Origin of the sequence: Actinomadura sp. 3N407 (assembly GCF_052245875.1) — a bacterium.
Classification (GTDB): domain Bacteria; phylum Actinomycetota; class Actinomycetes; order Streptosporangiales; family Streptosporangiaceae; genus Spirillospora.
Map to the genome: position 1 here is coordinate 57,348 of NZ_JBQQBP010000014.1, position 21,189 is coordinate 78,536.

The following is a 21,189-nucleotide window of genomic DNA, read 5'->3' on the forward strand; positions in this document are numbered from 1 at the left end:
CGGCGGGGTGCGGCGGTCGCGGACCGGGAACACGGCGGGTGACCACCGTCGTTTCATCTTCTGAGGATCCTGAGGTGATCGACCAGGTGTACGTGGGTGCGCTGAAGCTGGACCTGCTGCTGGGGGACGTCCGCTCGCTGAAACAGAAGCGGTCGATCCTGCGGCCCATCATCGCCGAGGTGCAGAAGCACTTCCCGGCGGTGGCCGTCGCCGAGACCGGTGACAACGACCTGCATCGCAGGGCGGAGATCGGGGTGGCGGTGGTGTCCGGCACCGCGGCCAACTGCACCCAGGTGCTCGACCGGTGCGAACGGCTGGTGGCCGGGCGCCCGGAGATCGAGCTGCTGTCCGCGCGGCAGCGGCTTTTCCATGATGAGGACTGAGGGCGGGGTCTTCCCCGCACAATGACAGGTGCGGGGTCGGTCCTCACGTAGACCATAGAAAGGGAGTGCGATCATGGTGGACGCAGCTCGGGCGCGTAAGCTCGCCGACCGCATCCAGCAGATCGTGGCCGAGATGCTGGAGAGGCGGATCAAGGATCCGCGGCTCGGCTTCGTGACCGTGACGGACACCCGCATCACCAACGACCTGCGCGACGCGACCGTCTACTACACGGTGTACGGGTCGGACGGCGAGCGCGCCGAGACGGCCGCCGCGCTGGAGAGCGCCAAGGGCGTCATCAGGTCGGAGGTGGGCAAGCAGACCGGGGTCCGGCACACGCCCAGCATCACCTTCGTCATGGACTCCCTGATGGAGAACGCCGCGCACATCGACGACCTGCTGGCCAAGGCCCGCGCCAGGGACGCCGAGGTCGCGAGGGCGGCCCAGGGCGCGTCCCCGGCCGGTGACGCCAACCCCTACCGCGAGCCGGGTGCCGGCGAGGACGACGACCTCGGCGCGGACGCCGGGGACGGCCCGGACTTCGGCGGGCACGACGCCGCGGGGGACGGTGAGGACGGCCGTTCCGGACGCCCGTCATCGTGAGCGGGCCGGAGAGGCGCGCGGAGGCACCGGGCGCCGGCTGGACGGAGGAGTGCCTCCTGCACGACGTGGACGGGCATTCCGCGAGCGGCCATGACATCGTGCCGCGCGGCGGCGGTGCCGCGCGCGGCGGCGGACCGGCCGTCCCCGCCGCGCCGGGCGTCCCGCCGGACGGCTCGTCGGACGGGCTGGAGTGGGACCGGGCGGTCGAGCTGATCCACGACGCCGGGGAGGTCTGCCTCGCCTGCCACGTCGCCCCGGACGGGGACGCGCTCGGCTCCATGCTCGCGCTGGCGCAGGCCCTGCGCGCGCTCGGCAAGCGGTGCCTGGCGTCGTTCGGGGAGCCGTTCACGGTGCCGGAGATCCTGCGGTTCCTGCCGGGCCAGGAGATGCTGGTCGAACCCGACCGGATGCCCGCGGCCCCGGACCTGATGATCTCGCTGGACGCGGCCGGGCAGGCGAGGCTCGGCTCTCTCGCCGGACCCGCCGGCCGGGCGGGTGCGCTGATCGTGGTCGACCACCACGCGTCCAACACCGGGTTCGGCGGCGTGCGGCTCGTCGACCCGGACGCCGCCGCCACGGCGGTGCTGGTCGAGGAGCTGATCCGCAGGCTCGGCGTCGAGCTGGACCGCGATATCGCCCAGGGCCTGTACGCGGGGCTCGCCAGCGACACCGGCTCGTTCAAGTACCCGTGCACGACCCCCGAGGTTCACGATCTGGCGGGACGGCTGCTGACGGCGGGCGTCCGGCCGGAGGCGGTCAGCCGGGAGCTGTGGGACCGGGCGCCGTTCGGCTATCTGCAGGTCCTCGCTGGCGCGCTGGCGCGGGCCCGGCTGGAACGCGACGCCGCCGGCGGCCGCGGCCTGGTCTGGACGACGATCGCACGTTCGGACCGCGACGCCCGCGACGTCCACTACGACCAGCTCGAAGGGGTCATCGACCAGCTCAGGCGCACCGACGAGGCCGAGGTCGCGGTCGTGTGCAAGGAGAACGACGGCGGCGAGTGGTACGTCTCCACCCGCTCGAAGGGCTCGGTGGACGTCGGCCGCGCCTGCGTCGAACTCGGCGGGGGCGGTCACCGCACCGCCGCCGCCTTCACCATGGGCGGGGAGCCCGCCTCCATCATCGACCGGTTGCGCGCCGCGCTGCGCGTCCCCGGCGAACGGGACGACTGACCTTTCGGAGAGCGGCGCGTGGACAACTCGGGCAACTCGGGCAACTCGGGGCTCGTCATCGTGGACAAGCCGGCGGGCTGGACGTCGCACGACGTGGTCGGCAGGATGCGGCGGCTGGCGAAGACCAGGCGCGTCGGCCACGCGGGCACGCTGGACCCGATGGCGACCGGCGTCCTGGTCCTCGGGATCGGCAAGGCCACCCGGCTGCTCGGGCATCTGGCGCTGACCGAGAAGGGCTACGACGCCACGATCCGGCTGGGCGAGTCGACCAACACCGACGACGCCGAGGGCGAGGTCACCGCGACCGCGTCCGCCGCGCGGGTCGCCGACGAGGCGCTGTACGCGGGGATCGCGGCGCTGACCGGGCCGATCCGGCAGGTCCCGCCGCAGGTGAGCGCGATCAAGGTGAACGGGGAGCGGGCCTACAAGATGGCCCGCAAGGGCGAGGAGGTCGCGCTCGCCGACCGCCCTGTGACCGTGCACGACTTCGCGGTGACCGGTGTGCGGCGGCACGGTGAGGTGATCGACGTGGACGCGTCGATCGCCTGCTCGTCCGGTACCTACATCCGCGCGCTGGCCCGGGATCTCGGCGCGTCCCTCGGCTGCGGGGGGCATCTGACGGCGCTGCGCCGCACCCGGGTCGGGCCTTACGATCTCGGCATGGCGCGGACTCTGGACCGGCTCGCCGAGCAGCTGGAGATCCTGCCGATGGCCGAGGCGGTCGCGGCCGTGTTCCCGCGCCGGGACGTGTCGGACGACGACGCCCGCAAGGTCGCGCACGGCGGGCGGCTCCCGGCGGCGGGGCTGGGGCCGGGCCCGGTGGGCGTTTTCGCGCCCGACGGGTCGCTGCTGGCGCTGGTCGAGGAGAACGGGCAGGTCGCCAAGCCCATCGCCGTCTTCGTGCCGTGATTTCCGGTGGCCGGGCTGGACATGACCCGTGCCCGTGGCGAGCATCACCAGATGTGGGCGGTGCGGCCGAACCTACGGTCGAGTAACCTACGTTAGCGTAGGTTCATTGTGGTAGTGAGGTGTCGTGACCACTACGAAAGACCATCCCCCGGTGGCGTCCCCGACCCGTCCGCGGCTGCGCGGCTGGCTGCACGTCGGCGCGTTCCCCGCCGTGCTGGTCGCCGGGCTCGTGCTCGTCGCGCTCGGCCCGACCGTGCAGGCGCGGCTCGCGTCGGCGGTGTACGTGGCGACATCGGGGCTGCTGTTCGGAATCTCGGGGACCTACCACCGGCAGACCTCGCACCGGGTGATCGAGGTCCTGCGCCGCTTCGACCACGCCAACATCTATCTGATCATCGCCGGGACGTACACGCCGTTCGCCGTCCTCGCGCTGGAAGGCGGCGTGCGCGTCGCCGTCCTGGTGACCGTGTGGACGGGCGCCCTCGCCGGCGTCATCTTCCGCACCGCCTGGATAGGCGCGCCCCGCGCGCTCTACGTGTCCCTCTACATCGTGCTGGGCTGGGTGGCGGTGTTCTTCCTGCCACAGTTCCTGTCCGGTGCGGGCCTCGCGGCCTGCCTCATGGTCGCGATCGGTGGGATCTGCTACAGCGTCGGGGGAGTGGTCTACGGGCTGCGCCGCCCCAACCCCTCGCCACGCTGGTTCGGATTCCACGAGGTCTTCCACGCCTGCACGCTCGCCGCCTACATCCTCCAGTACATCGCGGTGTCGTTCGTCGTCTACCAATCCGGCTGACGCGCGCGGTGCCGGTCGACCCCCTGGGTGCGACGCCCCCCGCCCCCGCATGGCACTCTTAGGACGACAGCAAACCGGCAGGCACGTCTTACGCAGGGAGAGAATGGTGCGGCGCTGGAATGGCCTCGACGAGGTTCCCGCAGACTGGGGCCGTTCAGTGATCACGATCGGTGTGTTCGACGGTGTGCACCGCGGCCATCAGCGGATCGTCGGCGCCGCGGCGCAGGAGGCCCGCCGCCGCGGCCTGCGCTCGGTGGTCATCACCTTCGACCCGCACCCGGACGAGGTCGTCAGGCCCGGCACCCATCCGCCGCTGCTCGCCGGCACCCGGCGCCGCATCGAGCTGCTGGAGGGCCTCGGCACCGACGCGGTCGTGGTCGTGCCGTTCACGCTTGAGCTGTCGAAGATGGCGCCGGACGAGTTCGTCCAGTCGGTCCTGGTCGACCGGCTCCACGCGGCCCACGTCATCGTCGGCGAGGACTTCCGGTTCGGGCACAAGGCCAAGGGCGACGTCGCGCTGCTGCGCGAGCTCGGCGAGAAGTACGACTTCACCGCCGAGGGCGTGCCGCTGGTGGCCAACGGCGGCACGATCTCCTCCACCTACATCCGCGGGCGGCTCGACGCCGGCGACGTCGAGCCGGCGGCGCGGGCGCTCGGCCGTCCGCACCGCGTCGAGGGCATCGTCGTGCGCGGTCACCAGCGGGGCCGCGCGCTCGGCTTCCCCACCGCGAACCTGGAGACGCCGCCGCACACCGCGATCCCGGCCGACGGCGTCTACGCCGGCTGGCTGGTCTGCGACTCCGACCGCTACCCGGGCTTCCGCTGGCCCGCCGCGATCTCCATCGGCACCAACCCGACGTTCGAGGGCGCGGGGGAGCGGACCGTCGAGGCGTACGCGTTGGACCGTGACGACCTCGACCTCTACGGCGAGCACATGGCCGTCGACTTCACCGCCCGGGTCCGCGACACGCTGAAGTTCGACTCCGTCGAGGCGCTGATCGAGCAGATGCACCTGGACGTGGCCCGCATCCGGGAGATCGCCACGGACTGACCACGCCGAATACCTCTGAACGGTGTGTACCCTGCGATAACGGCGCTTTCCGCTTCGTGACCGGGTGGCTTTCCGGCATGGTACGGTGAATAGTCGCCGGGAAGGGCCCCGGCGCGGCTGGCTGCACCCTCATGCGGCCCGCCACATCTCTTGAACACGCACCATGCGGACCCGCGCGCCCACCGGGCCCCGGATCTGCGGGTGTCGATTCCATCGAAGGAGCCACGTGTCGCTCGACACCGCCACGAAGAACCAGATCATCGCCGAGTACGCGACCACTGAGGGTGACACCGGATCCCCGGAGGTCCAGGTCGCGCTGCTGACGCGCCGCATCAACGATCTGACGGAGCACCTCAAGGAGCACAAGCACGACCACCACAGCCGCCGCGGCCTCCTGCTGCTGGTCGGCCGTCGTCGCCGGCTCCTGAAGTACCTGAGCAACAAGGACATCAACCGCTACCGGCAGCTGATCGAGCGACTCGGCCTGCGCCGCTAGGACGGTGAGGGAGTGGCCCGCCGGGCCACTCCCTTCGTTTATGGCCGGCCGGCCCGCACGGGCCGCCGGCCACGCCGGGGCCCGGCCGGACGGGCCGGCCGCCGGCACACCGGCCGCCCGGGCCGCAAGGCCGCGGGCCGGCCGCACAACTGCAGACAAGCCTCGCGGACACCGCTGGTGCGGGCCGGTCCTCGGTAGTGGCTTCCGGATCCGTTCCGCCGCATCGGCGCAGATCTCGATCCGGGTGCTTCGATCGAAGACCGGCAGCGTGCAAGACCACGGGAAACGGCCGCGAGGACCGACATTGGAACCCTGAGGAGGTTTCCCGTGACAGAAGCCGTGCGCATCGATGGTGCGCAGAGCACCGAGGCCGTGATCGACAACGGCACGTTCGGCACCCGCACCATCCGCTTCGAGACGGGCCGGCTGGCCCGCCAGGCCGCCGGCTCCGCCGTCGCCTACCTTGACGACGACACGATGGTGCTCTCGGCGACCACCGCGTCCAAGAAGCCCAAGGACAACCTGGACTTCTTCCCGCTGACCGTGGACGTCGAGGAGCGGATGTACGCGGCCGGGCGCATCCCCGGCTCGTTCTTCCGCCGCGAGGGCCGCCCGTCCGAGGACGCGATCCTGACGTGCCGGCTGATCGACCGGCCGCTGCGCCCGTCGTTCACCAAGGGCCTGCGCAACGAGATCCAGGTCGTCGAGACGATCATGGCGCTGCACCCCGACCACCTGTACGACGTCGTGGCGATCAACGCCGCCTCGCTGTCCACGCAGCTGGCAGGCCTGCCGTTCTCCGGCCCGATCGGCGGCGTCCGCGTCGCGCTGATCGAGGGCCAGTGGGTCGGCTTCCCGACCCATCCCGAGCTGGAGCGCGCCACCTTCGACATGGTGGTCGCCGGGCGGGTCCTCGCCGACGGCGACGTCGCGATCATGATGGTCGAGGCGGAGTCCACCCGCGACACCCTGAAGCTCGTCGGCGAAGGCGCGACCGCGCCGACCGAGGAGACCGTCGCGGAGGGCCTGGAGGCGGCCAAGCCGTTCATCAAGGTGCTCTGCAAGGCGCAGAGCGACCTCGCCGCCGGCGCCGCCAAGGAGACCGCCGAGTACCCGATCTTCCTGGACTACCAGGACGACGTGCTCGCCGCCGTCACCGACGCCGTCAGCGGCGACCTGGCGCAGGCGCTGACGATCACCGGCAAGCAGGAGCGCGAGAGCCGGCTCGACGAGATCAAGGCCGCCGCCGCGGAGAGGCTCGCCGAGACGTTCGAGGGACGCGAGAAGGAGGTGTCGGCCGCCTACCGCGCCGTCACCAAGAAGCTGATCCGAGAGCGGGTCGTCCGCGACGGTCTGCGCATGGACGGCCGCGGCCTGAAGGACATCCGCCAGCTGACCGCCGAGGCGCACGTCGTCCCGCGCGTGCACGGCTCGGCGCTGTTCGAGCGCGGCGAGACCCAGATCCTGGGCGTGACCACGCTGAACATGCTCCGCATGGAGCAGATGATCGACACGCTGAACCCGGAGCGCACCAAGCGCTACATGCACAACTACAACTTCCCGCCGTACTCCACCGGTGAGACCGGCCGGGTCGGCTCGCCCAAGCGCCGCGAGATCGGGCACGGCGCGCTCGCCGAGCGCGCCATCCTCCCGGTGCTGCCGACCCGCGAGGAGTTCCCGTACGCGATCAGGCAGGTGTCGGAGGCCGTCGGGTCCAACGGGTCCACCTCGATGGGCTCGGTCTGCGCGTCCACCATGTCGCTGCTGGACGCGGGCGTCCCGCTCAAGCAGATGGTGGCGGGCATCGCGATGGGCCTGATCAACGAGGGCGACGAGTACGTCACGCTGACCGACATCCTCGGCGCCGAGGACGCCTTCGGCGACATGGACTTCAAGGTCGCCGGCACCCGTGACCTGATCACCGCGCTGCAGCTGGACACCAAGCTCGACGGCATCCCCGCCTCGGTGCTGGCCGCCGCGCTGAAGCAGGCCAAGGGCGCCCGGCTGGCGATCCTCGACGTGATGCAGGAGGCCATCGAGGCGCCCGCCGAGATGAGCCCGAACGCGCCGCGGATCATCACCATCAAGGTCCCGGTCGACAAGATCGGCGAGGTCATCGGCCCCAAGGGCAAGATGATCAACTCGATCCAGGACGACACCGGCGCCGACATCACGATCGAGGACGACGGCACGATCTACGTCGGCGCCACCGACGGCCCGTCCGCCGAGGCCGCGCGGCAGGCGATCAACTCGATCGCCAACCCGCACATGCCGGAGGTCGGCGAGCGGTTCCTCGGCACCGTCGTCAAGACCACGACGTTCGGCGCGTTCGTGTCGCTGCTGCCCGGCAAGGACGGCCTGCTGCACGTCTCGCAGATCCGCAAGCTGCACGGCGGCGCCCGGATCGAGAACGTCGAGGACGTGATGGGCGTCGGCGAGAAGATCCAGGTCGAGGTCACCGAGATCGACCAGCGCGGCAAGCTGTCGCTGGTGCCGGTCGAGGTGGTCGAGCGGGAGGCCGAGAACGGCGGTTCGGGCGACGGCGGCGCCGCGCCCTCCGCGCCCTCCGCGTCCCCGGAGTCCTCGGGCGACGACGACGGTGAGCGCCGGGAGCGGCGCGACGACGGTGAGCGCCGCCCGCGCCGCCGCCGCACCCGTCGCGGCGACGACTCCGGCCAGCGCAACTCCTGATCCCTCGGCGATGACCGGCCGGCCCGCCGGCCCGCGGCGCACCAGCCCAGCGCGGCTGGGAGCCGCGGGACGGCGGGCCGGCCGGCCGCTCTCCCACGACGGAATGTGAGCGACACGTGACCCTGCCGGCGAGGGCGCAGGAGCCCGGCACCACCACCACGATCCACACCGAGGGCGCCGGCGCGGTACGCCGCACCGTCCTGCCCGGGGGGCTGCGCGTCATCACCGAGGCGCTGCCGACCGTGCGGTCCGCCGCGTTCGGCATCTGGTCGGCCGTCGGCTCCCGCGACGAGGCGCCCGCCGACGCCGGCGCGAGCCACTACCTGGAGCACGTGCTGTTCAAGGGCACGCGGAGGCGGTCGGCGCTGGAGATCTCCGCGGCGATCGACGCGGTCGGCGGCGACCTCAACGCGTTCACCGCCAAGGAGTACACCTGCTACTACGCGCGGGTCCTGGACTCCGACCTGCCCCTCGCCGTGGACGTGGTGTCCGACATGGTCGCGGCGTCGGTGAACCGTCCCGAGGACGTCGAGGCCGAGCGCGGCGTGATCCTCGAAGAGATCCACATGCGCGACGACGACCCGGGCGACCTGATCCACGACGAGTTCGCCACCGCGCTGTACGGCGACACCCCGCTCGGACGTCCCATCCTCGGCACCGAGGACTCGATCAACACGCTGTCGCGGGACCGGATCCACGCCTACTACCGGGAGCACTACGTCCCGTCCAACCTCGTGGTGTCGGTGGCGGGCAACATCGACCACGACGAGGTCGTCCGGCTGGTGTCGCACGCGTTCGAGGGGCACCTGACCGGCGACGCCGCGCCCGCCGCGCCCCGGCTGGACGGCGCGCCCGCGCCCATGGACCCGCGCAGCGTGGTGATCGACAAGGACACCGAGCAGGCCCACATCATCCTCGGCGGCGCCGGCGTGTCCCGCACCGACGACCGCCGGTTCGCGCTCGGGGTGCTGAACGCGGCGCTCGGCGGCGGCATGTCGTCGCGCCTGTTCCAGGAGATCCGCGAGAAGCGCGGCCTGGCGTACTCGGTGTACAGCTATACCGCGCAGTACGCCGACTCCGGCATCTTCGGCGTCTACGCGGGCTGCCAGCCCGCCAAGGCCGAGGAGGTCCTGTCGATCTGCCGCGACGAGGTCGGCAAGGCCGCGGCCGAATGCCTCACCGACGAGGAGCTGGAGCGCGGCAAGGGGCAGTTGCGCGGCGCGATGGTCCTCGGCCTGGAGGACACCGGTTCCCGCATGAGCCGCATCGGCAAGAGCGAGCTGGTCTACGAGTCGCTGCTGGCCGTGGACGAGGTGCTGGCCCGCATCGAGGCCGTCACGCTGGACGACGTCCGCGAGGTCGCCCGCGAGGTCCTCGCCGCCCCGCAGGCGCTCACGGTGATCGGCCCGGTGGGGGACCGCGACTTCACGGCCTGAGCCGTCCCGCGGCCCGAATCGTTACTCCGCGTCGATCGTCAAGCCGCCGCGATCCGGGTAGACCTTCGCGGGTGAAGATCCTCATCAGGCTTGTCATCTGCGCGATCGCGCTGTGGGTGGCCGAGGCCGTCCTGGACGGCATCGAGCTGACCTCCGGCGGCACGGCCGAGCGGGCGCTGACGCTGCTCGCGGTCGCGGCCATCTTCGGCGTCGTCAACGCCGTCCTCAAGCCGCTCATCAAGGTTCTGGGCTGCGCGTTCTACATCCTGACGCTCGGCCTGTTCGCGCTGGTGGTGAACGCGGGCCTGCTCATGCTGACGAGCTGGGTGGCGGGGGAGCTGGACCTGCCGTTCCATGTCGAGTGGTTCTGGCCCGCGTTCTGGGGCGCGATCATCGTGGGCGTCGTCAGCTGGCTGCTCAACCTGTTCGTCTCGGACGACGACTAGTTCTCGCCCTTGCTAAACGGACTGAGGTCCGTTAATCTCCGGAGAAGTAACCGGACTCTAGTCCGTATACCTTCCCCGAGAGGACCCTCATGTCGCGCCTGCTGCACATCTCCGCGTCCCCCCGAGGCGCCGCCTCCGAGTCCCTGGCGCTCGCCGCGGCCTTCGTGGACGCCTACCGCGAGACCCACGGCGACGTCATCGACCACTACGACCTGTGGGACGGCGGCCTCCCCGCGTTCGGCCCCGCCGGAGCCGGCGCCAAGATGACCGTGTTCGCGGGCGACGACCCGGCCGGGGAGCAGGCCGCCGCGTGGGAGGCCGCACGCGCCGTCTTCGAGCGCTTCGACTCCTACGACCGCTACCTGTTCAGCGTCCCCATGTGGAACTCCAGCGTCCCCTACATCCTCAAGCAGTTCATCGACGTCGTGTCCCAGCCCGACTGGGTCTTCGCCTTCGACCCGGACGACGGCTACACCGGCCTCCTCCACGGCAAGAAGGCCGCCGTCGTCTACACCAGCGCCGTCTACGGCGACGGCCGCCCGCCCGCGTTCGGCGCCGACCACCAGGCGCCCTTCCTGGAAGGCTGGCTCCGCTGGGCCGGGGTCACCGACCTCAGCACCGTCGCGTTCCGACCCAACCTCGCCACCGCCGACGCCGAGACCGGGCGCCGCACAGCGCACGCCGACGCGCGCGAGCTGGGCAAGCGCTTCTGACGATAGGCTCGGGCGGGACGCCAACCGGGAGGAACACGTGATCAAGGTCGGGGTGCTGGGGGCACGGGGCCGCATGGGCGCCGAGGTGTGCCGCGCCGTGCAGGGGGCCGGCGACATGGAGCTCGTCGCCGCCGTCGACCAGGGCGACTCGTTCGACGCGCTGACCGCCGCCGAGGTCGTCGTCGACTTCACCCATCCCGGCGCCGTCATGGACAACCTCAGATGGTGCGTCGAGCACGGCCTGCACGCCGTCGTCGGCACCAGCGGCTTCGAACCGTCCCGCCTCGACACCGTCCGCTCCTGGCTGACCGACGCCTCGTCCGGGAACGTCGTCATCGCCCCGAACTTCGGCATCGGCGCGGTGCTGATGATGCATTTCGCGCAGAAGGCGGCCCCGTTCTTCGAGTCCGTCGAGATCGTCGAGACGCACCACCCGAACAAGGCCGACGCCCCGTCCGGCACCGCCTACCGCACCGCCGAACTGGTGTCCGCCGCCCGCGCCGAGGCCGGTGTCTCCGCGTCCCCGGACGCCACCACCTCCGAGGTCGACGGCGCCCGCGGCGCCGACGTGGACGGCGTCCGCGTGCACGCCGTCCGCCTCTCCGGCGCCATCGCCCACCAGGAGGTCGTCCTCGGCGGCCACGGCGAGATCTTCACCATCCGGCACGACTCGATGGACCGCGAGTCGTTCATGCCGGGCGTCCTGCTCGCCGTCCGCAGGGTCCCGGAACTCGACCGCCTCACGCTCGGCATCGAGACCCTCCTCGGCCTGTGATGGACTTCGCCGACGACCCCTGGGACTACCTCGCCGCCTCCGAGGCGATCGACATCGAGCACCCGCTCGTCCAGTCGATCGCCTCGGGGCTGCGCACCGGCGACGACATCGCCTACGCCCGCTCCGCGTTCGACCACGTCCGCGACCGGGTCGCCCACTCCATGGACGCCGGGGACACCCGCGTCCCCTGGCGCGCCTCCGACGTCCTCGACCAGCGCACCGGCCTCTGCTACGCCAAGTCGCACGCCTACGTCGCCCTCCTGCGCGCGGGCGGCATCCAGGCGGGCCTGTGCTACCAGCACTCCGCGGGCATCCTGCACGGCCTCACCGCCGCCCTGGTCGACGACCGCTGGGTCTACCTCGACCCACGGGGCAACAAGCCGGGCATAGACGTCGAGTTCTCCCCGTCCGAGAACCGCCTCGCCTACCCCGGCGACCCGATCCACCCCACCATCTACGCGGCCCCGCCCGAGCCCGTCCTGGAAGGCCTCAAGGCCATGCCGCGCCCCTCGGCCCTCCCCGCAGCCCTCGACTGAACCTCCGCCCCGTCTCACCCGCCACATGGCCTGTCGGCGGTCGGCGGGTGAGCGCGACGGGGGCGGGGTTCAGCTGAGGAGGGTGAGGTCCAGGGCGGCGAGGCGGGCCGGGTCGGCGAGGACGTCGATCTCGGCGACCCGGCCGTCCACGACCGTGAAGGACAGGACGGACATCGGCCGGCCGTCCACGATGCTGACGATCCCGGCCGTGCCGTTGACCAGCGCCGCCCGCGTCTCGCCCGCCGCCTGGCGGAACATGAGCGCCTGCCCGGCCACCGCCGCGGCGCCGCGGAACTCCGTCCAGCCGGCCGCGCCGTGGTCGGCGCGCAGGACCACGCCGGGGTCGAGGACGGCGACGAGCGCCTCGAAGTCGCCGTCGCGCGCCGCGGCCTTGAACGCGTCGACGACCTCGCGCTGGCGGACCGGGTCGCGTTCGGGATCCGGTGCCGTTCCGCGCACCCGGCGGCGGGCGCGGCTGGCCAGCTGGCGCACGGCCGCCGGGGACCGTCCCACGATCGGGGCGATGTCGTCGAACGGGACCCCGAACGTGTCGTGCAGGACGAACGCCAGCCGCTCGGCGGGGGTGAGGGACTGCAGCACCACCAGCAGGGCCAGCCCCACCGAGTCTGCCATCAGCGCCTCGTGCTCGGGATCGGCGCCGGTGGCGGGGCCGATGATCGGGTCCGGGAGGCGTTCCTCCAGGGGGTCCTCGCGGCGTGAGGTGCGTGAACGCAGCATGTCCAGGCAGACCCGGCCGACGACCGTGGTCAGCCAGCCGCCGAGGTTCTCTATGTCGCCGGTGCCCGAACGGCTGAGCCGCAGCCACGCCTCCTGGACCGCGTCGTCGGCCTCGGCGAGCGAACCGAGCATCCGGTAGGCCACGGCCTTCAGGTGGGTGCGGTGCCCCTCGAACCGCTCGGCCAGAAAGTCGTGCTCGTCCATCGTTTCCCCTCGATCAAGTGCGTCATACCACTGACGGATCGGGCGCCGGAGATGTGACGGGGCTTGTGCGCGAATCGGGGCGGGCTTAGCGTTCGGCGGATGGATGCCATGCTCGCGCGGGACATGTGGAAGGCCACCGAGCCGCTGCACACGGTGACGTACTTCGCTGAGGAGTGCAGGACGGCCAACAAGGAAGTGGGACTCAAGGGCTACTGGATGGGCTACTTCGGCAGCCGGGGCGCGCCGCTCGGGGCCGTGTCGGCCGGGACGATCGAGGCGACGTTCTTCGGGTTCCATCCGGCGCGGGTGCGGCGGGCCATCCCGGACGCGTGGGGATTCGCGTCGCCGGAGGCCATCCTGCGGGTGCGGGGCGAGGCCGCGGCGCGTGCGCTGCGCAGGGCCTTCCCCGGCATCGACGACGTGGCGGCGACGGCGGCGCCGCAGTTGCGGGAGGTCGTGCTGGCGGCGGACGGGGCGGGGCGTGCGCTGTTCGCGGCCAACCGGGACCTGCCCGTCCCGGAAGACCCCGTGGAGGCGCTCTGGCAGGCGATCACGGCGCTGCGGGAGCACCGGGGGGACGGCCACGTCGCCCTGCTCACCGGGGAAGGACTGACCGGCCTGGAGGCGAACGTCCTGGCGTCGGCCGTCGGGACCGTCAAGGCGGAATGGCTGCTGGAGAGCCGCGGCTGGTCGCAGGAGGAGTGGGACGAGGCGGCCGACGCGCTCGCCGGGCGGGGACTGCTGGAACAAGGGGAGGCCACCGACGAGGGACGGGGCCTCAGGGCGCGCATCGAACGGCGCACCGACGAGCTCGCCGCGTCCCCGTACCGCGTCCTGGACGAACCCGAGGCGCTCTACGAGTCCCTCGTGCCCGCGGCGAAGGCGCTGGCGGACGAGATGCCGTTCCCCAACCCGATCGGCCTGCCCCGCGTCGGCTAGCGCCCGGTGCCGACCGGCCTAGTGCGGGGCGGGCGGGGTGACGAAGCCGTACTTGTTGAACAGCTTCTGCGCGGCCGGTGTGGACAGCCACGACACGAACGCGTCCGCGGCCTCCTCGTGGTCGCCGTCCCGGACGGCCGCGGCGGGGAAGGCCGCGGTGACGTTCAGGTTCGCCGGGATCGGGACGCTGCTCGCGGCGACCCCCGCCGAACGCAGGTCGGTGATGTAGACGATCCCCGCGTCCGCCTCGCCGGCGCGCACCAGGTCCAGGACGGCCCGTGCGCTGATCACCTCGGAGCTCCGGTGGACGGTCAGGCCCGCGTTCGCGAGGACCTGGCGGGTGTAGCGGCCCACCGGGACGGTCCCGCCGCCGACCACCACCCGCAGCCCCGGCCGCGTCAGGTCGTGCAGCCCGCGGATGCGGTGGGGATTGCCGGGGCCGACGGCGATCGTGAGGGAGTTGTGCGCGACGGTCCGGCGGCGTTCCGCCAGGTACTCGTCGGCCTCGTCCATGCTCGCCCTGTCCGCCGTCACCAGCACGTCGCCCGGGTCGTGGCCGGACAGCCGGTCGGCCATCTCGGGCGTGGCGCCGAACTCGAACCGCAGCCTGACGCCGGGGTGCGTCTGGCCGTAGGCCGTCCCCATCTCGCCGAACACCTCCTTCAGCGACGAGGTCGCCAGGACGGTGAGCGTCGTCGGCCCGGACGAGCCGCCGCAGCCCGCGCCGAGGCCGGGAAGGGCGAGTGCGACGAGGAGCGCGGACGCGCGCAGACGCCGTCGGGGGGAATCGGGCATATGGCCTCATCCTAGGGTCGGGGTGCTTTCGCTCCCGGGATTGGCCCTGGCGTGTCAGTGGGCCGCACTAGTGTTTGCGGCAACTGGAGATCACCTTCCCGGAGGCCCGACGATGTCCCTCGACCTGATGGAAATGCTGCCCGGCGACTGGCGGGAGCGGCTCGACCCGCTGCTCGACCCGCCGGCGACCGCCGCGCTGGGCGCGTTCGTCGCGGGGGAGTACGAGGCGCAGACCGTCTACCCGCCGCGCGAGGACCTGTTCAGCGCGTTCCGGCACTGCCCGTTCGACGGCGCCCGCGTCCTGATCCTCGGCCAGGACCCCTACCACGGTCCCGGCCAGGCGCACGGGCTCAGCTTCAGCGTGCGCGACGGGGTGCGGCTGCCGCCGTCGCTGCGCAACATCTACAAGGAACTGGCCACCGACCTCGACGTTCCGGTCGCGACGTCCGGCGACCTCACCCGGTGGGCCGACCAGGGCGTCCTGCTGCTGAACGCGGTGCTGACCGTCCGCGGCGGCGCCGCCGGCTCGCACGGCGGCAAGGGCTGGGAGGACTTCACCGACGCCGCGATCCGCGCGCTGAACGACAAGACCGAACGCGTGGTGTTCGTGCTGTGGGGCGCCTACGCCCGCAAGAAGGCACGTCTCATCACCGGCGCGCAGCACACCGTGATCGAGTCCGCGCACCCGAGCCCGCTCAGCGCGAAGAAGTTCTTCGGGACGCGCCCGTTCAGCGCCGTGAACAAGGCCCTCGTGGACGCGGGCCTCCCCGAGATCAACTGGGGCCCGGAGAACCGCGCGGACTGAGGAACGAAGGCCGGGCGCGCGGAAGCCGCGGCTCGCCGGCGCAACGGACGCACCCGCCAAGGACCGAAAGGGCCAGGGCGCGTGCGGCGCGTGCGCGGGCCCGGCGGTGTGGCCCGGCGGCGGCGGTTCACCCGTTCGGGGGAGCCCTGGCGGGGGTTTCATCCGGCGGCGGGAAGCGGTGCGCGGGCGGTCCCGGGCATCGTCGGGTCCATGACCGTTGCAGATCAGCCGCTCATGGTGCGGACGCGGGCCGCGCGCCCCGGCCCCGGCCGTGTCCGCCTGGCCGTCTGCGCGGCGACCATCGCCGCGTGCGTCCCCTACCTCATCCTCAAGATCGCGTGGCTGTCCGGCAGCACGGTCGGCTGGAACGACACGGACGCGGCCGAGGACTCGGCGCTCTACGTCGGCAACGCGATCACGATGGGCATGGACGCGATGGCCGTCGTCGTCGCGCTGGCGTTCACGTTCCGCTGGGGCATGCGCATCCCGGCGTGGCTGGTGCTGACGCCGATCTGGGTCGCCGCCGGGCTGCTCGCACCGATCGTCCTCGCCGTCCCGCTGGGCAGTGTCCTTCAGGTTCTCTTCTCCTCTGAGCCGTTGACCACGTCCGGCAGCGCGATACAGGGCTGGGTGTACGGCGTCGTCTACACGGGCTTCACGCTGCAGGGTCTCGGGCTGCTCACCGCCTTCGTCCTGTACGCGCGGAACCGGTGGGCCGATGTCTTCACCGTCCGTACCAGGGACGTCCCCAAGGGGCCGACCCACCAGGTGCAGGCGCTCCTAGCGCGCGCGGCGGGTGTGCTCGCCGTCCTGTTCGCGGCCGTCCACCTCTTCTGGGCGTTCGGTGGGACGGCGGGGCTCACCGCCGAACAGGTCGATCACCGGAACGCGGCCCAGCAGCTCGCCGACGGGGCGGTGGGCCTGCTGGCGCTCGCCGGCGCGGCGGCCCTCCTGGTGATCGTCCGCCGGGGCGGCCGTCCGGAGCGGTTCGCCGTCCCGCTGGCGGCCGCGTGGGTCGGGGCCGCCGCCACGTTCGCGTGGTCGCTCTACGGGCTCCTGGTGACGCTGAGCCGGCCGGGGCTCCTGGCCGGGGAGTCCACGACCGCGCTCAACCTGACGGCGCTGTGCGGCGTTCTGGCGGGCGTCCTCATGGGCGTCACCGGCGCCTTCCTGCTCGCCGAGAGAGACGCTCAGAGCGCCAGCCCGATCGCCAGCAGCGCCCCGTAGGCGATCTGGAGCCGGCCGGTCTCGCCCAGCACCGGGATCAGGTCGGGGCCGGCCGCGCCGTTCAGCACCTTCTGCGTGGGCGGCAGCGACAGCGGCGCCGCGAGCAGCGCGATCAGCACCCACGGGTGCGGGGCGGCCAGCGCCAGGACGAACATGAACGGCAGCGCGGTGCACGCCGCGTACAGGATCCGGGTCCAGGGGCCGCCGAGCAGCACGGCGAGGGTCCGTTTGCCCGACTCGCGGTCGGTGGGGATGTCGCGCAGGTTGTTGGCGACGAGAAGCCCGCAGGCCAGCAGCCCGATCGGCACCGCCGTCGCCCACGCCTCCCACGGCAGCCCCTCGACCTGCACGTACACCGTCCCGACGACGGCGACGAGGCCGAAGAAGACGAACACCGACACCTCGCCGAGCGCCCGGTAGCCGTACGGGGTCTTGCCGCCCGTGTAGAACCAGGCCGCGAGGATCGCGACCGCGCCGACCAGCAGCAGCCACCAGGTCGTCACGGCGGCGAGGACCAGCCCGGCCACGGCGGCGGCGAGGAAGCTGCCGAGCGCGGCGGCGAGGACCTGCCTGGGCGGCGCGGTCTTCGACCCGACGAGGCGGAGCGGGCCGACGCGTTCCTCGTCGGTGCCGCGGACGCCGTCGCTGTAGTCGTTGGAGTAGTTCACCCCGATCTGCAGGACGAGGGCGACGAACGCGGCCAGTGCGGCGCGCCACCAGATGGCCTGGCCCTCACCCGCGGCGACGCCGGTGCCGACGACGACGGGAACGAGGGACGCGGGCAGGGTGCGGGGCCGGGATCCGGCGACCCATTGGGACAGCGTGGCCACAGTTACCGCTCGTTCTCGCTGGACGACAGGGGGACTAGCGCTTCGATTCTTCCCGATGATCGCCGGTCGGGCGCAGCCGCAGTGACACGGCGAGCCCGAGCGCGAGGATCACCGCGGTGGTGAGCGAGGCGTGCCTGGTGGCGGCGGCGAGGCTCTCGTCCGCGGCGCGGGCCGCTGCGGCCAGCCCGGGAGCGGCGTGCAGGTCGCGCCCGTACGTCCCGCCGCTCTCCCGCAGTTCGCCGGCGATGGCGGCCCGCCGTTCCGGCGGGAGCGGGGAGCCCGACAGCCGGTCGGTCATCGTGTGCCCGAGGCTGGTCGCGAACACCGTCCCGATGGCGGCGATGCCGAGCGCCGCGCCGATCTGCCGTGCCGTGGACTGCGTCCCGGACGCCTGCCCCGACTGCGCCGGCGGGACGTCGGCCAGCGACACGTTCGCCAGCTGCGCCGAGGTCAGGCCGAGCCCCACCCCGTACAGCAGCATCCACGGCGCGAGCCCGAGCCCGCCGGTGGTCGCCGACACGGTGAGGCCCAGCGCGACGACCGCGGTGACCTCCAGGACCATGCCGATCTGCACGACCCGGTGCGCGCCGCGCCTGTTCGCGAGCCTGCCCGCGTAGCCGCCGGCCAGGAACGCGCCGGCGGCCAGCGGCAGGATCGCCACGCTGATCTGCAACGGGTTCGTGCCGTGCACGCCCAGCAGGAACAGCGGCAGGACGAACAGCAGCCCCAGTTCGCCGACGTTGATCAGGGCCGAAGCGAGGTTCCCGCGGCGGAAGTTCGGGATCCGGAACAGGTCCAGGTCGAGCATCACCGCGCGTCCGGCGGCCGCGCGGGACCGCTCCACGACGATCAGCGCCGTGATCAGCGCGGCGGCGAGACCGAGGACGACGGGGACCGGCGACAGCCCGGACTCCGGCCAGTCGAACCCGGCCATCGTGAACGGGCGCGTCGCGGTCCACCAGCCGTACGTCTGGCCCTCGATGATCCCGCACACCAGCGCGCCGAGCCCGAGCGCGGACAGCAGCCCGCCGGGCCAGTCGATCTCGCCCCGCGCGCTCCCCGACCGCGGCGTCCGGGTCTCGGGCATCAGCGCGAGCGCGGCGGCGGCCAGCGCGATGCCGAGCGGCAGGTTGATCCCGAACGCCCAGCGCCAGCCGCCCGCGGTGGCCAGTGCCCCGCCGGCCAGCGGCCCGAGCGCCGCCATGCCGCTGATCATCGACCCCCAGATCCCGAACGCGACGGCGCGCTCGCGCCCGGTGAACACCGCGTTCACCGTCGACAGCGTCGCCGGCAGGATCATCGAGGCGCCGACGCCCTGCAGGGCACGCGCGCCGATCAGCGCCGAGCCGTCCCCCGCCAGCGCGGCGGCGGCGCTCGCCACCGTGAACACCGCTATCCCGGCCATGAACATCCGGCGCCGCCCGAACAGGTCGCCCGCCCGGCCGAACGGGATCAGCAGCGCGGCGAAGACCAGCGCGTACACCGATGTGACCCACTCGGCGTCCGTGGTCGTCAGGCCCAGGTCGGTGATGATCAGGGGCACCAGCACGCCGACGATCGTGGCGTCCACGACGATCAGGGAGACGCCCAGGCTCATGACGACCATGCCCAGCCAGCGGCGGCGGCCCGCGGCGGGCGCCGGCGCCGGGGCGCGCGGCGGCGTCAGAGAGGTGGGTTCGGGCACGACCTCAAAGATATGGCCGGGTCGCCTGTGCCCTTCACCGGCCCCCAGCGAACGACCTAGTCAACGCTGATGTCGGTGTGCAGCCGGATCTGCCGGACGGGTTCGCCCATGTCGAGGGTCCGGGCCGCACCGTCGGGCGCCCACCCGGCGGAGGCGAGGAACGTCCGGGTCACCTCGTCGTCCTCGAAGGCCCAGGTGATCAGGGTGCCGAACCCGTCCTCGCGGAGGAGGTCGGCGGTGGCGGCGAGCAGCCGGCTGCCGTGTCCGGCGCGGGTGTGCATGGGGTCGACCAGCAGCGCGATCAGTTCGGCCGTGCCGCCGGCGTCCAGGTCGGGATCCTCGGCGGGGCCGTGCGCGGCGAACCCGACGACGAGGTCGGACGCGACCGCGACGAGCAGCCGGTGCCGGGGGCTCGGCGGCGCCGTGGCGGCCTCCGCCCACCGGTCGCGCCACGTCTCGGCGGCGTCCGGCCCGGTCACCTGGTCGAGGACGCCCGCCGGAAGCAGGTCGCGGTAGCCCTGCCGCCACGCCCGCACCTGGATGTCGGCGACGGCGGCGGCGTCCGCCCGCCGCGCGGGCCGCACTCCGACATCGGCCATGGCGTCGCCCGTCCTCTCGTCCGGAATCACCGCCCACCCTAGCGAGCGGTGCGGGGTCACCGGACCGGCGGACGGCGCCGCGCGCGGTAGGCGCGGGTCTTGGTGCGGTTTCCGCAGGTGCTCATGGAGCACCAGGCGCGGGACCGGTTCTTGGAGGTGTCCAGGAACGCCCAGCGGCAGGTGTCCTCCTGGCAGACCTTGAGCCGCGGCCAGGACCCGGCGGCGACGGAGCCCATGATCGCGGCGGCGAGGCGGGCGAGGCCGGCGGCGGCCGTCGCGGGCGGGTCGAGCGGGACGAGCGCGGGACGCGGGCCGGTGAACGTGAGCCGCAGGGGCAGGGCGGCGAGGGTGTCGTCCAGGTCGTCCGGGAGTTCGGCGTCGCGGGGGCCGTGGTTGGCGGCCATGGCCTCGCGGAGCCCCTCGCGCAGCGCGACCGCGGTGGCGAGGTCGGCGCCGGTGGCCTCGGCGTCCTCCGGGACGAGCCGGCGTCCGGCCAGCCAGGCGGTGAGCCGGGCGGGCGTCGGGATCTCGTCCTCGGCGGACTCGGCGTCGTAGGTGTTGACGAAGTCCCTCAGCAGCAGCGCGGGGTCCTCATGAGCGTCGGTCATCACCCCTCCTGCCTGTCCGGTGAGCAGTCTACCAAGGTGCGACACCGGCATTCGATTTTGACTGGTTGCACTTCTTCGACACCAGCGTTACCGTTTAGGTGGTGTCAACGAACGGGAGGGCGACATGAAGGAGCTGTCGTACATGGCGACGCTCGCCACGCGGCACGAATGGGCCCGGCGTGAGTACGCGCGGCTGCACGCCGACATCGTCGAGGCGCGGCTCATCGCCCGCGCGCGGTCGATCGAGCGCGCCGCCCGCAGGCGGGCGTCCGTCCGTGACCGGCTCAGCGGGCTGCCCCCGGCGCGCCGGCCCCGGCCCGCGCCCTACTGCGCGCGTGCCGCCGCGCACTCGGCGCACGCCGTCCGGACGGCGGGTGGCCCGCGATGACCGGCGTCACCCCGAAGGTGAGCAACATCGTCATCGACTGCGCCGACCTGGACGCCATGGCGGCGTTCTGGGGCGGGCTGCTCGGCATGCGGACGACGGAGGCGACCGGCGACTGGCTGGACCTGGAGCCGCTCGGCGGAACCGGGCCCGTCCTGTCGTTCCAGCTCGTCCCCGAAGGGAAGACGATCAAGAACCGGCTGCACCTGGACCTCGACGTCCCCGACATCCGGTCCGCCGGCGAGCGCGCGGCGAGCCTCGGCGCGACCCCCGCCACCGGGCCGATGGGAAACCCGGCGTCCCCCTTCCGGGTCTGGCGCGACCCGGAGGGCAACGAGTTCTGCTTCTGCACGCTGCCGTGAGAAGCGCCGTC

At 72.7% G+C, this 21,189-nt stretch carries 24 protein-coding genes; 18 read left to right on the forward strand and 6 right to left on the reverse strand.

Features of this window, described 5'->3' with window-relative positions:
• Window positions 1–74 precede the first annotated feature (74 nt).
• The 13 genes from ACTWPP_RS30585 (at window position 75) to ACTWPP_RS30645 (ending at window position 12,002) form a co-directional block, all read left to right on the forward strand.
• Window positions 75–383, forward strand: a complete 309-nt coding sequence (locus ACTWPP_RS30585; protein WP_358450811.1) for a DUF503 domain-containing protein — start codon at window positions 75–77, stop codon at window positions 381–383.
• Window positions 384–456: 73 nt separating this feature from the next.
• The gene (gene rbfA / locus ACTWPP_RS30590) at window positions 457–984 is read left to right on the forward strand and encodes a 30S ribosome-binding factor RbfA (protein WP_443107840.1); all 528 of its coding nucleotides are present in this window, start codon (window positions 457–459) and stop codon (window positions 982–984) included.
• On the forward strand, window positions 981–2,156 hold the full coding sequence (locus tag ACTWPP_RS30595) for a DHH family phosphoesterase (protein ID WP_443107841.1): 1,176 nt from the start codon (window positions 981–983) through the stop codon (window positions 2,154–2,156). Before rbfA ends, ACTWPP_RS30595 begins: the two co-directional genes overlap by 4 nt.
• Before the next feature lie 18 nt (window positions 2,157–2,174).
• Window positions 2,175–3,065 (forward strand): tRNA pseudouridine(55) synthase TruB, encoded by an 891-nt coding sequence (gene truB / locus ACTWPP_RS30600; protein ID WP_443107842.1) that lies wholly within the window; start codon window positions 2,175–2,177, stop codon window positions 3,063–3,065.
• Window positions 3,066–3,189: 124 nt separating this feature from the next.
• Complete coding sequence (trhA, locus tag ACTWPP_RS30605; RefSeq protein ID WP_443107843.1) at window positions 3,190–3,858, forward strand: PAQR family membrane homeostasis protein TrhA; 669 nt, start codon at window positions 3,190–3,192, stop codon at window positions 3,856–3,858.
• 106 nt (window positions 3,859–3,964) lie between these two features.
• Complete coding sequence (locus ACTWPP_RS30610) at window positions 3,965–4,909, forward strand: bifunctional riboflavin kinase/FAD synthetase (RefSeq protein ID WP_443107844.1); 945 nt, start codon at window positions 3,965–3,967, stop codon at window positions 4,907–4,909.
• A 226-nt stretch (window positions 4,910–5,135) separates the two neighbouring features.
• Entirely contained in the window at window positions 5,136–5,405 is a 270-nt protein-coding gene (gene rpsO / locus ACTWPP_RS30615) for a 30S ribosomal protein S15 (RefSeq protein ID WP_021599383.1), read from the forward strand.
• Window positions 5,406–5,750: 345 nt separating this feature from the next.
• A complete protein-coding gene (locus tag ACTWPP_RS30620; RefSeq protein WP_443108009.1) occupies window positions 5,751–8,096 on the forward strand; it encodes a polyribonucleotide nucleotidyltransferase in 2,346 nt (781 codons plus the stop codon).
• 116 nt (window positions 8,097–8,212) lie between these two features.
• Window positions 8,213–9,532, forward strand: coding sequence for a M16 family metallopeptidase (locus tag ACTWPP_RS30625; RefSeq protein ID WP_443107845.1), 1,320 nt, complete (start codon window positions 8,213–8,215; stop codon window positions 9,530–9,532).
• Window positions 9,533–9,603: 71 nt separating this feature from the next.
• Entirely contained in the window at window positions 9,604–9,978 is a 375-nt protein-coding gene (locus tag ACTWPP_RS30630) for a phage holin family protein (protein WP_443107846.1), read from the forward strand.
• An 89-nt stretch (window positions 9,979–10,067) separates the two neighbouring features.
• Window positions 10,068–10,691: an FMN-dependent NADH-azoreductase gene (locus ACTWPP_RS30635; protein WP_443107847.1), complete on the forward strand. Its 624-nt coding sequence runs from the start codon at window positions 10,068–10,070 to the stop codon at window positions 10,689–10,691.
• A 37-nt stretch (window positions 10,692–10,728) separates the two neighbouring features.
• Window positions 10,729–11,466, forward strand: a complete 738-nt coding sequence (dapB, locus tag ACTWPP_RS30640) for a 4-hydroxy-tetrahydrodipicolinate reductase (protein WP_443107848.1) — start codon at window positions 10,729–10,731, stop codon at window positions 11,464–11,466.
• On the forward strand, window positions 11,466–12,002 hold the full coding sequence (locus ACTWPP_RS30645) for a transglutaminase-like domain-containing protein (RefSeq protein WP_443108010.1): 537 nt from the start codon (window positions 11,466–11,468) through the stop codon (window positions 12,000–12,002). The genes dapB and ACTWPP_RS30645 overlap by 1 nt, the downstream gene beginning before the upstream one ends.
• Before the next feature lie 69 nt (window positions 12,003–12,071).
• Here ACTWPP_RS30645 and ACTWPP_RS30650 read toward each other — a convergent pair whose 3' ends face one another.
• Window positions 12,072–12,944, reverse strand: coding sequence for a sigma-70 family RNA polymerase sigma factor (locus tag ACTWPP_RS30650; protein WP_443107849.1), 873 nt, complete (start codon window positions 12,942–12,944; stop codon window positions 12,072–12,074).
• A 99-nt stretch (window positions 12,945–13,043) separates the two neighbouring features.
• Between ACTWPP_RS30650 and ACTWPP_RS30655 the strand changes: the two genes are divergently transcribed.
• Entirely contained in the window at window positions 13,044–13,883 is an 840-nt protein-coding gene (locus tag ACTWPP_RS30655; protein WP_443107850.1) for an SCO6745 family protein, read from the forward strand.
• An 18-nt stretch (window positions 13,884–13,901) separates the two neighbouring features.
• Here the strand turns inward: ACTWPP_RS30655 and modA are convergent, their stop codons facing one another.
• Window positions 13,902–14,678: a molybdate ABC transporter substrate-binding protein gene (modA, locus tag ACTWPP_RS30660; protein ID WP_443107851.1), complete on the reverse strand. Its 777-nt coding sequence runs from the start codon at window positions 14,676–14,678 to the stop codon at window positions 13,902–13,904.
• Between the two features lie 112 nt (window positions 14,679–14,790).
• Here modA and ACTWPP_RS30665 point away from each other — a divergent pair, with 112 nt between their 5' ends.
• Window positions 14,791–15,483 carry a uracil-DNA glycosylase gene (locus ACTWPP_RS30665; RefSeq protein WP_443107852.1) on the forward strand — a complete coding sequence of 231 codons (693 nt, stop codon included), beginning with the start codon at window positions 14,791–14,793 and terminating at the stop codon, window positions 15,481–15,483.
• Between the two features lie 210 nt (window positions 15,484–15,693).
• Complete coding sequence (locus ACTWPP_RS30670; protein ID WP_443107853.1) at window positions 15,694–16,710, forward strand: hypothetical protein; 1,017 nt, start codon at window positions 15,694–15,696, stop codon at window positions 16,708–16,710.
• On the opposite strand, the gene ACTWPP_RS30675 is transcribed toward ACTWPP_RS30670, so the two are convergent.
• Genes ACTWPP_RS30675 through ACTWPP_RS30690 form a run of 4 tightly spaced genes read right to left on the reverse strand, consistent with a single transcriptional unit; the run spans window position 16,674 to window position 20,431 of the window.
• Window positions 16,674–17,540, reverse strand: a complete 867-nt coding sequence (locus tag ACTWPP_RS30675) for a 1,4-dihydroxy-2-naphthoate polyprenyltransferase (RefSeq protein ID WP_443107854.1) — start codon at window positions 17,538–17,540, stop codon at window positions 16,674–16,676. The two genes, ACTWPP_RS30670 and ACTWPP_RS30675, sit on opposite strands and share 37 nt — an antisense overlap.
• 34 nt (window positions 17,541–17,574) lie before the next feature.
• A complete protein-coding gene (locus ACTWPP_RS30680; protein ID WP_443107855.1) occupies window positions 17,575–19,224 on the reverse strand; it encodes an MFS transporter in 1,650 nt (549 codons plus the stop codon).
• 56 nt (window positions 19,225–19,280) lie between these two features.
• Window positions 19,281–19,823, reverse strand: a complete 543-nt coding sequence (locus ACTWPP_RS30685; RefSeq protein WP_443107856.1) for a GNAT family N-acetyltransferase — start codon at window positions 19,821–19,823, stop codon at window positions 19,281–19,283.
• Between the two features lie 56 nt (window positions 19,824–19,879).
• The gene (locus ACTWPP_RS30690; RefSeq protein ID WP_443107857.1) at window positions 19,880–20,431 is read right to left on the reverse strand and encodes a CGNR zinc finger domain-containing protein; all 552 of its coding nucleotides are present in this window, start codon (window positions 20,429–20,431) and stop codon (window positions 19,880–19,882) included.
• 124 nt (window positions 20,432–20,555) lie between these two features.
• Between ACTWPP_RS30690 and ACTWPP_RS30695 the strand changes: the two genes are divergently transcribed.
• Both ACTWPP_RS30695 and ACTWPP_RS30700 read left to right on the forward strand, forming a co-directional pair.
• Window positions 20,556–20,819, forward strand: coding sequence for a hypothetical protein (locus ACTWPP_RS30695; RefSeq protein WP_443107858.1), 264 nt, complete (start codon window positions 20,556–20,558; stop codon window positions 20,817–20,819).
• Window positions 20,816–21,178, forward strand: coding sequence for a VOC family protein (locus ACTWPP_RS30700; protein ID WP_443107859.1), 363 nt, complete (start codon window positions 20,816–20,818; stop codon window positions 21,176–21,178). The genes ACTWPP_RS30695 and ACTWPP_RS30700 overlap by 4 nt, the downstream gene beginning before the upstream one ends.
• The last annotated feature ends 11 nt before the right edge of the window (window positions 21,179–21,189 follow it).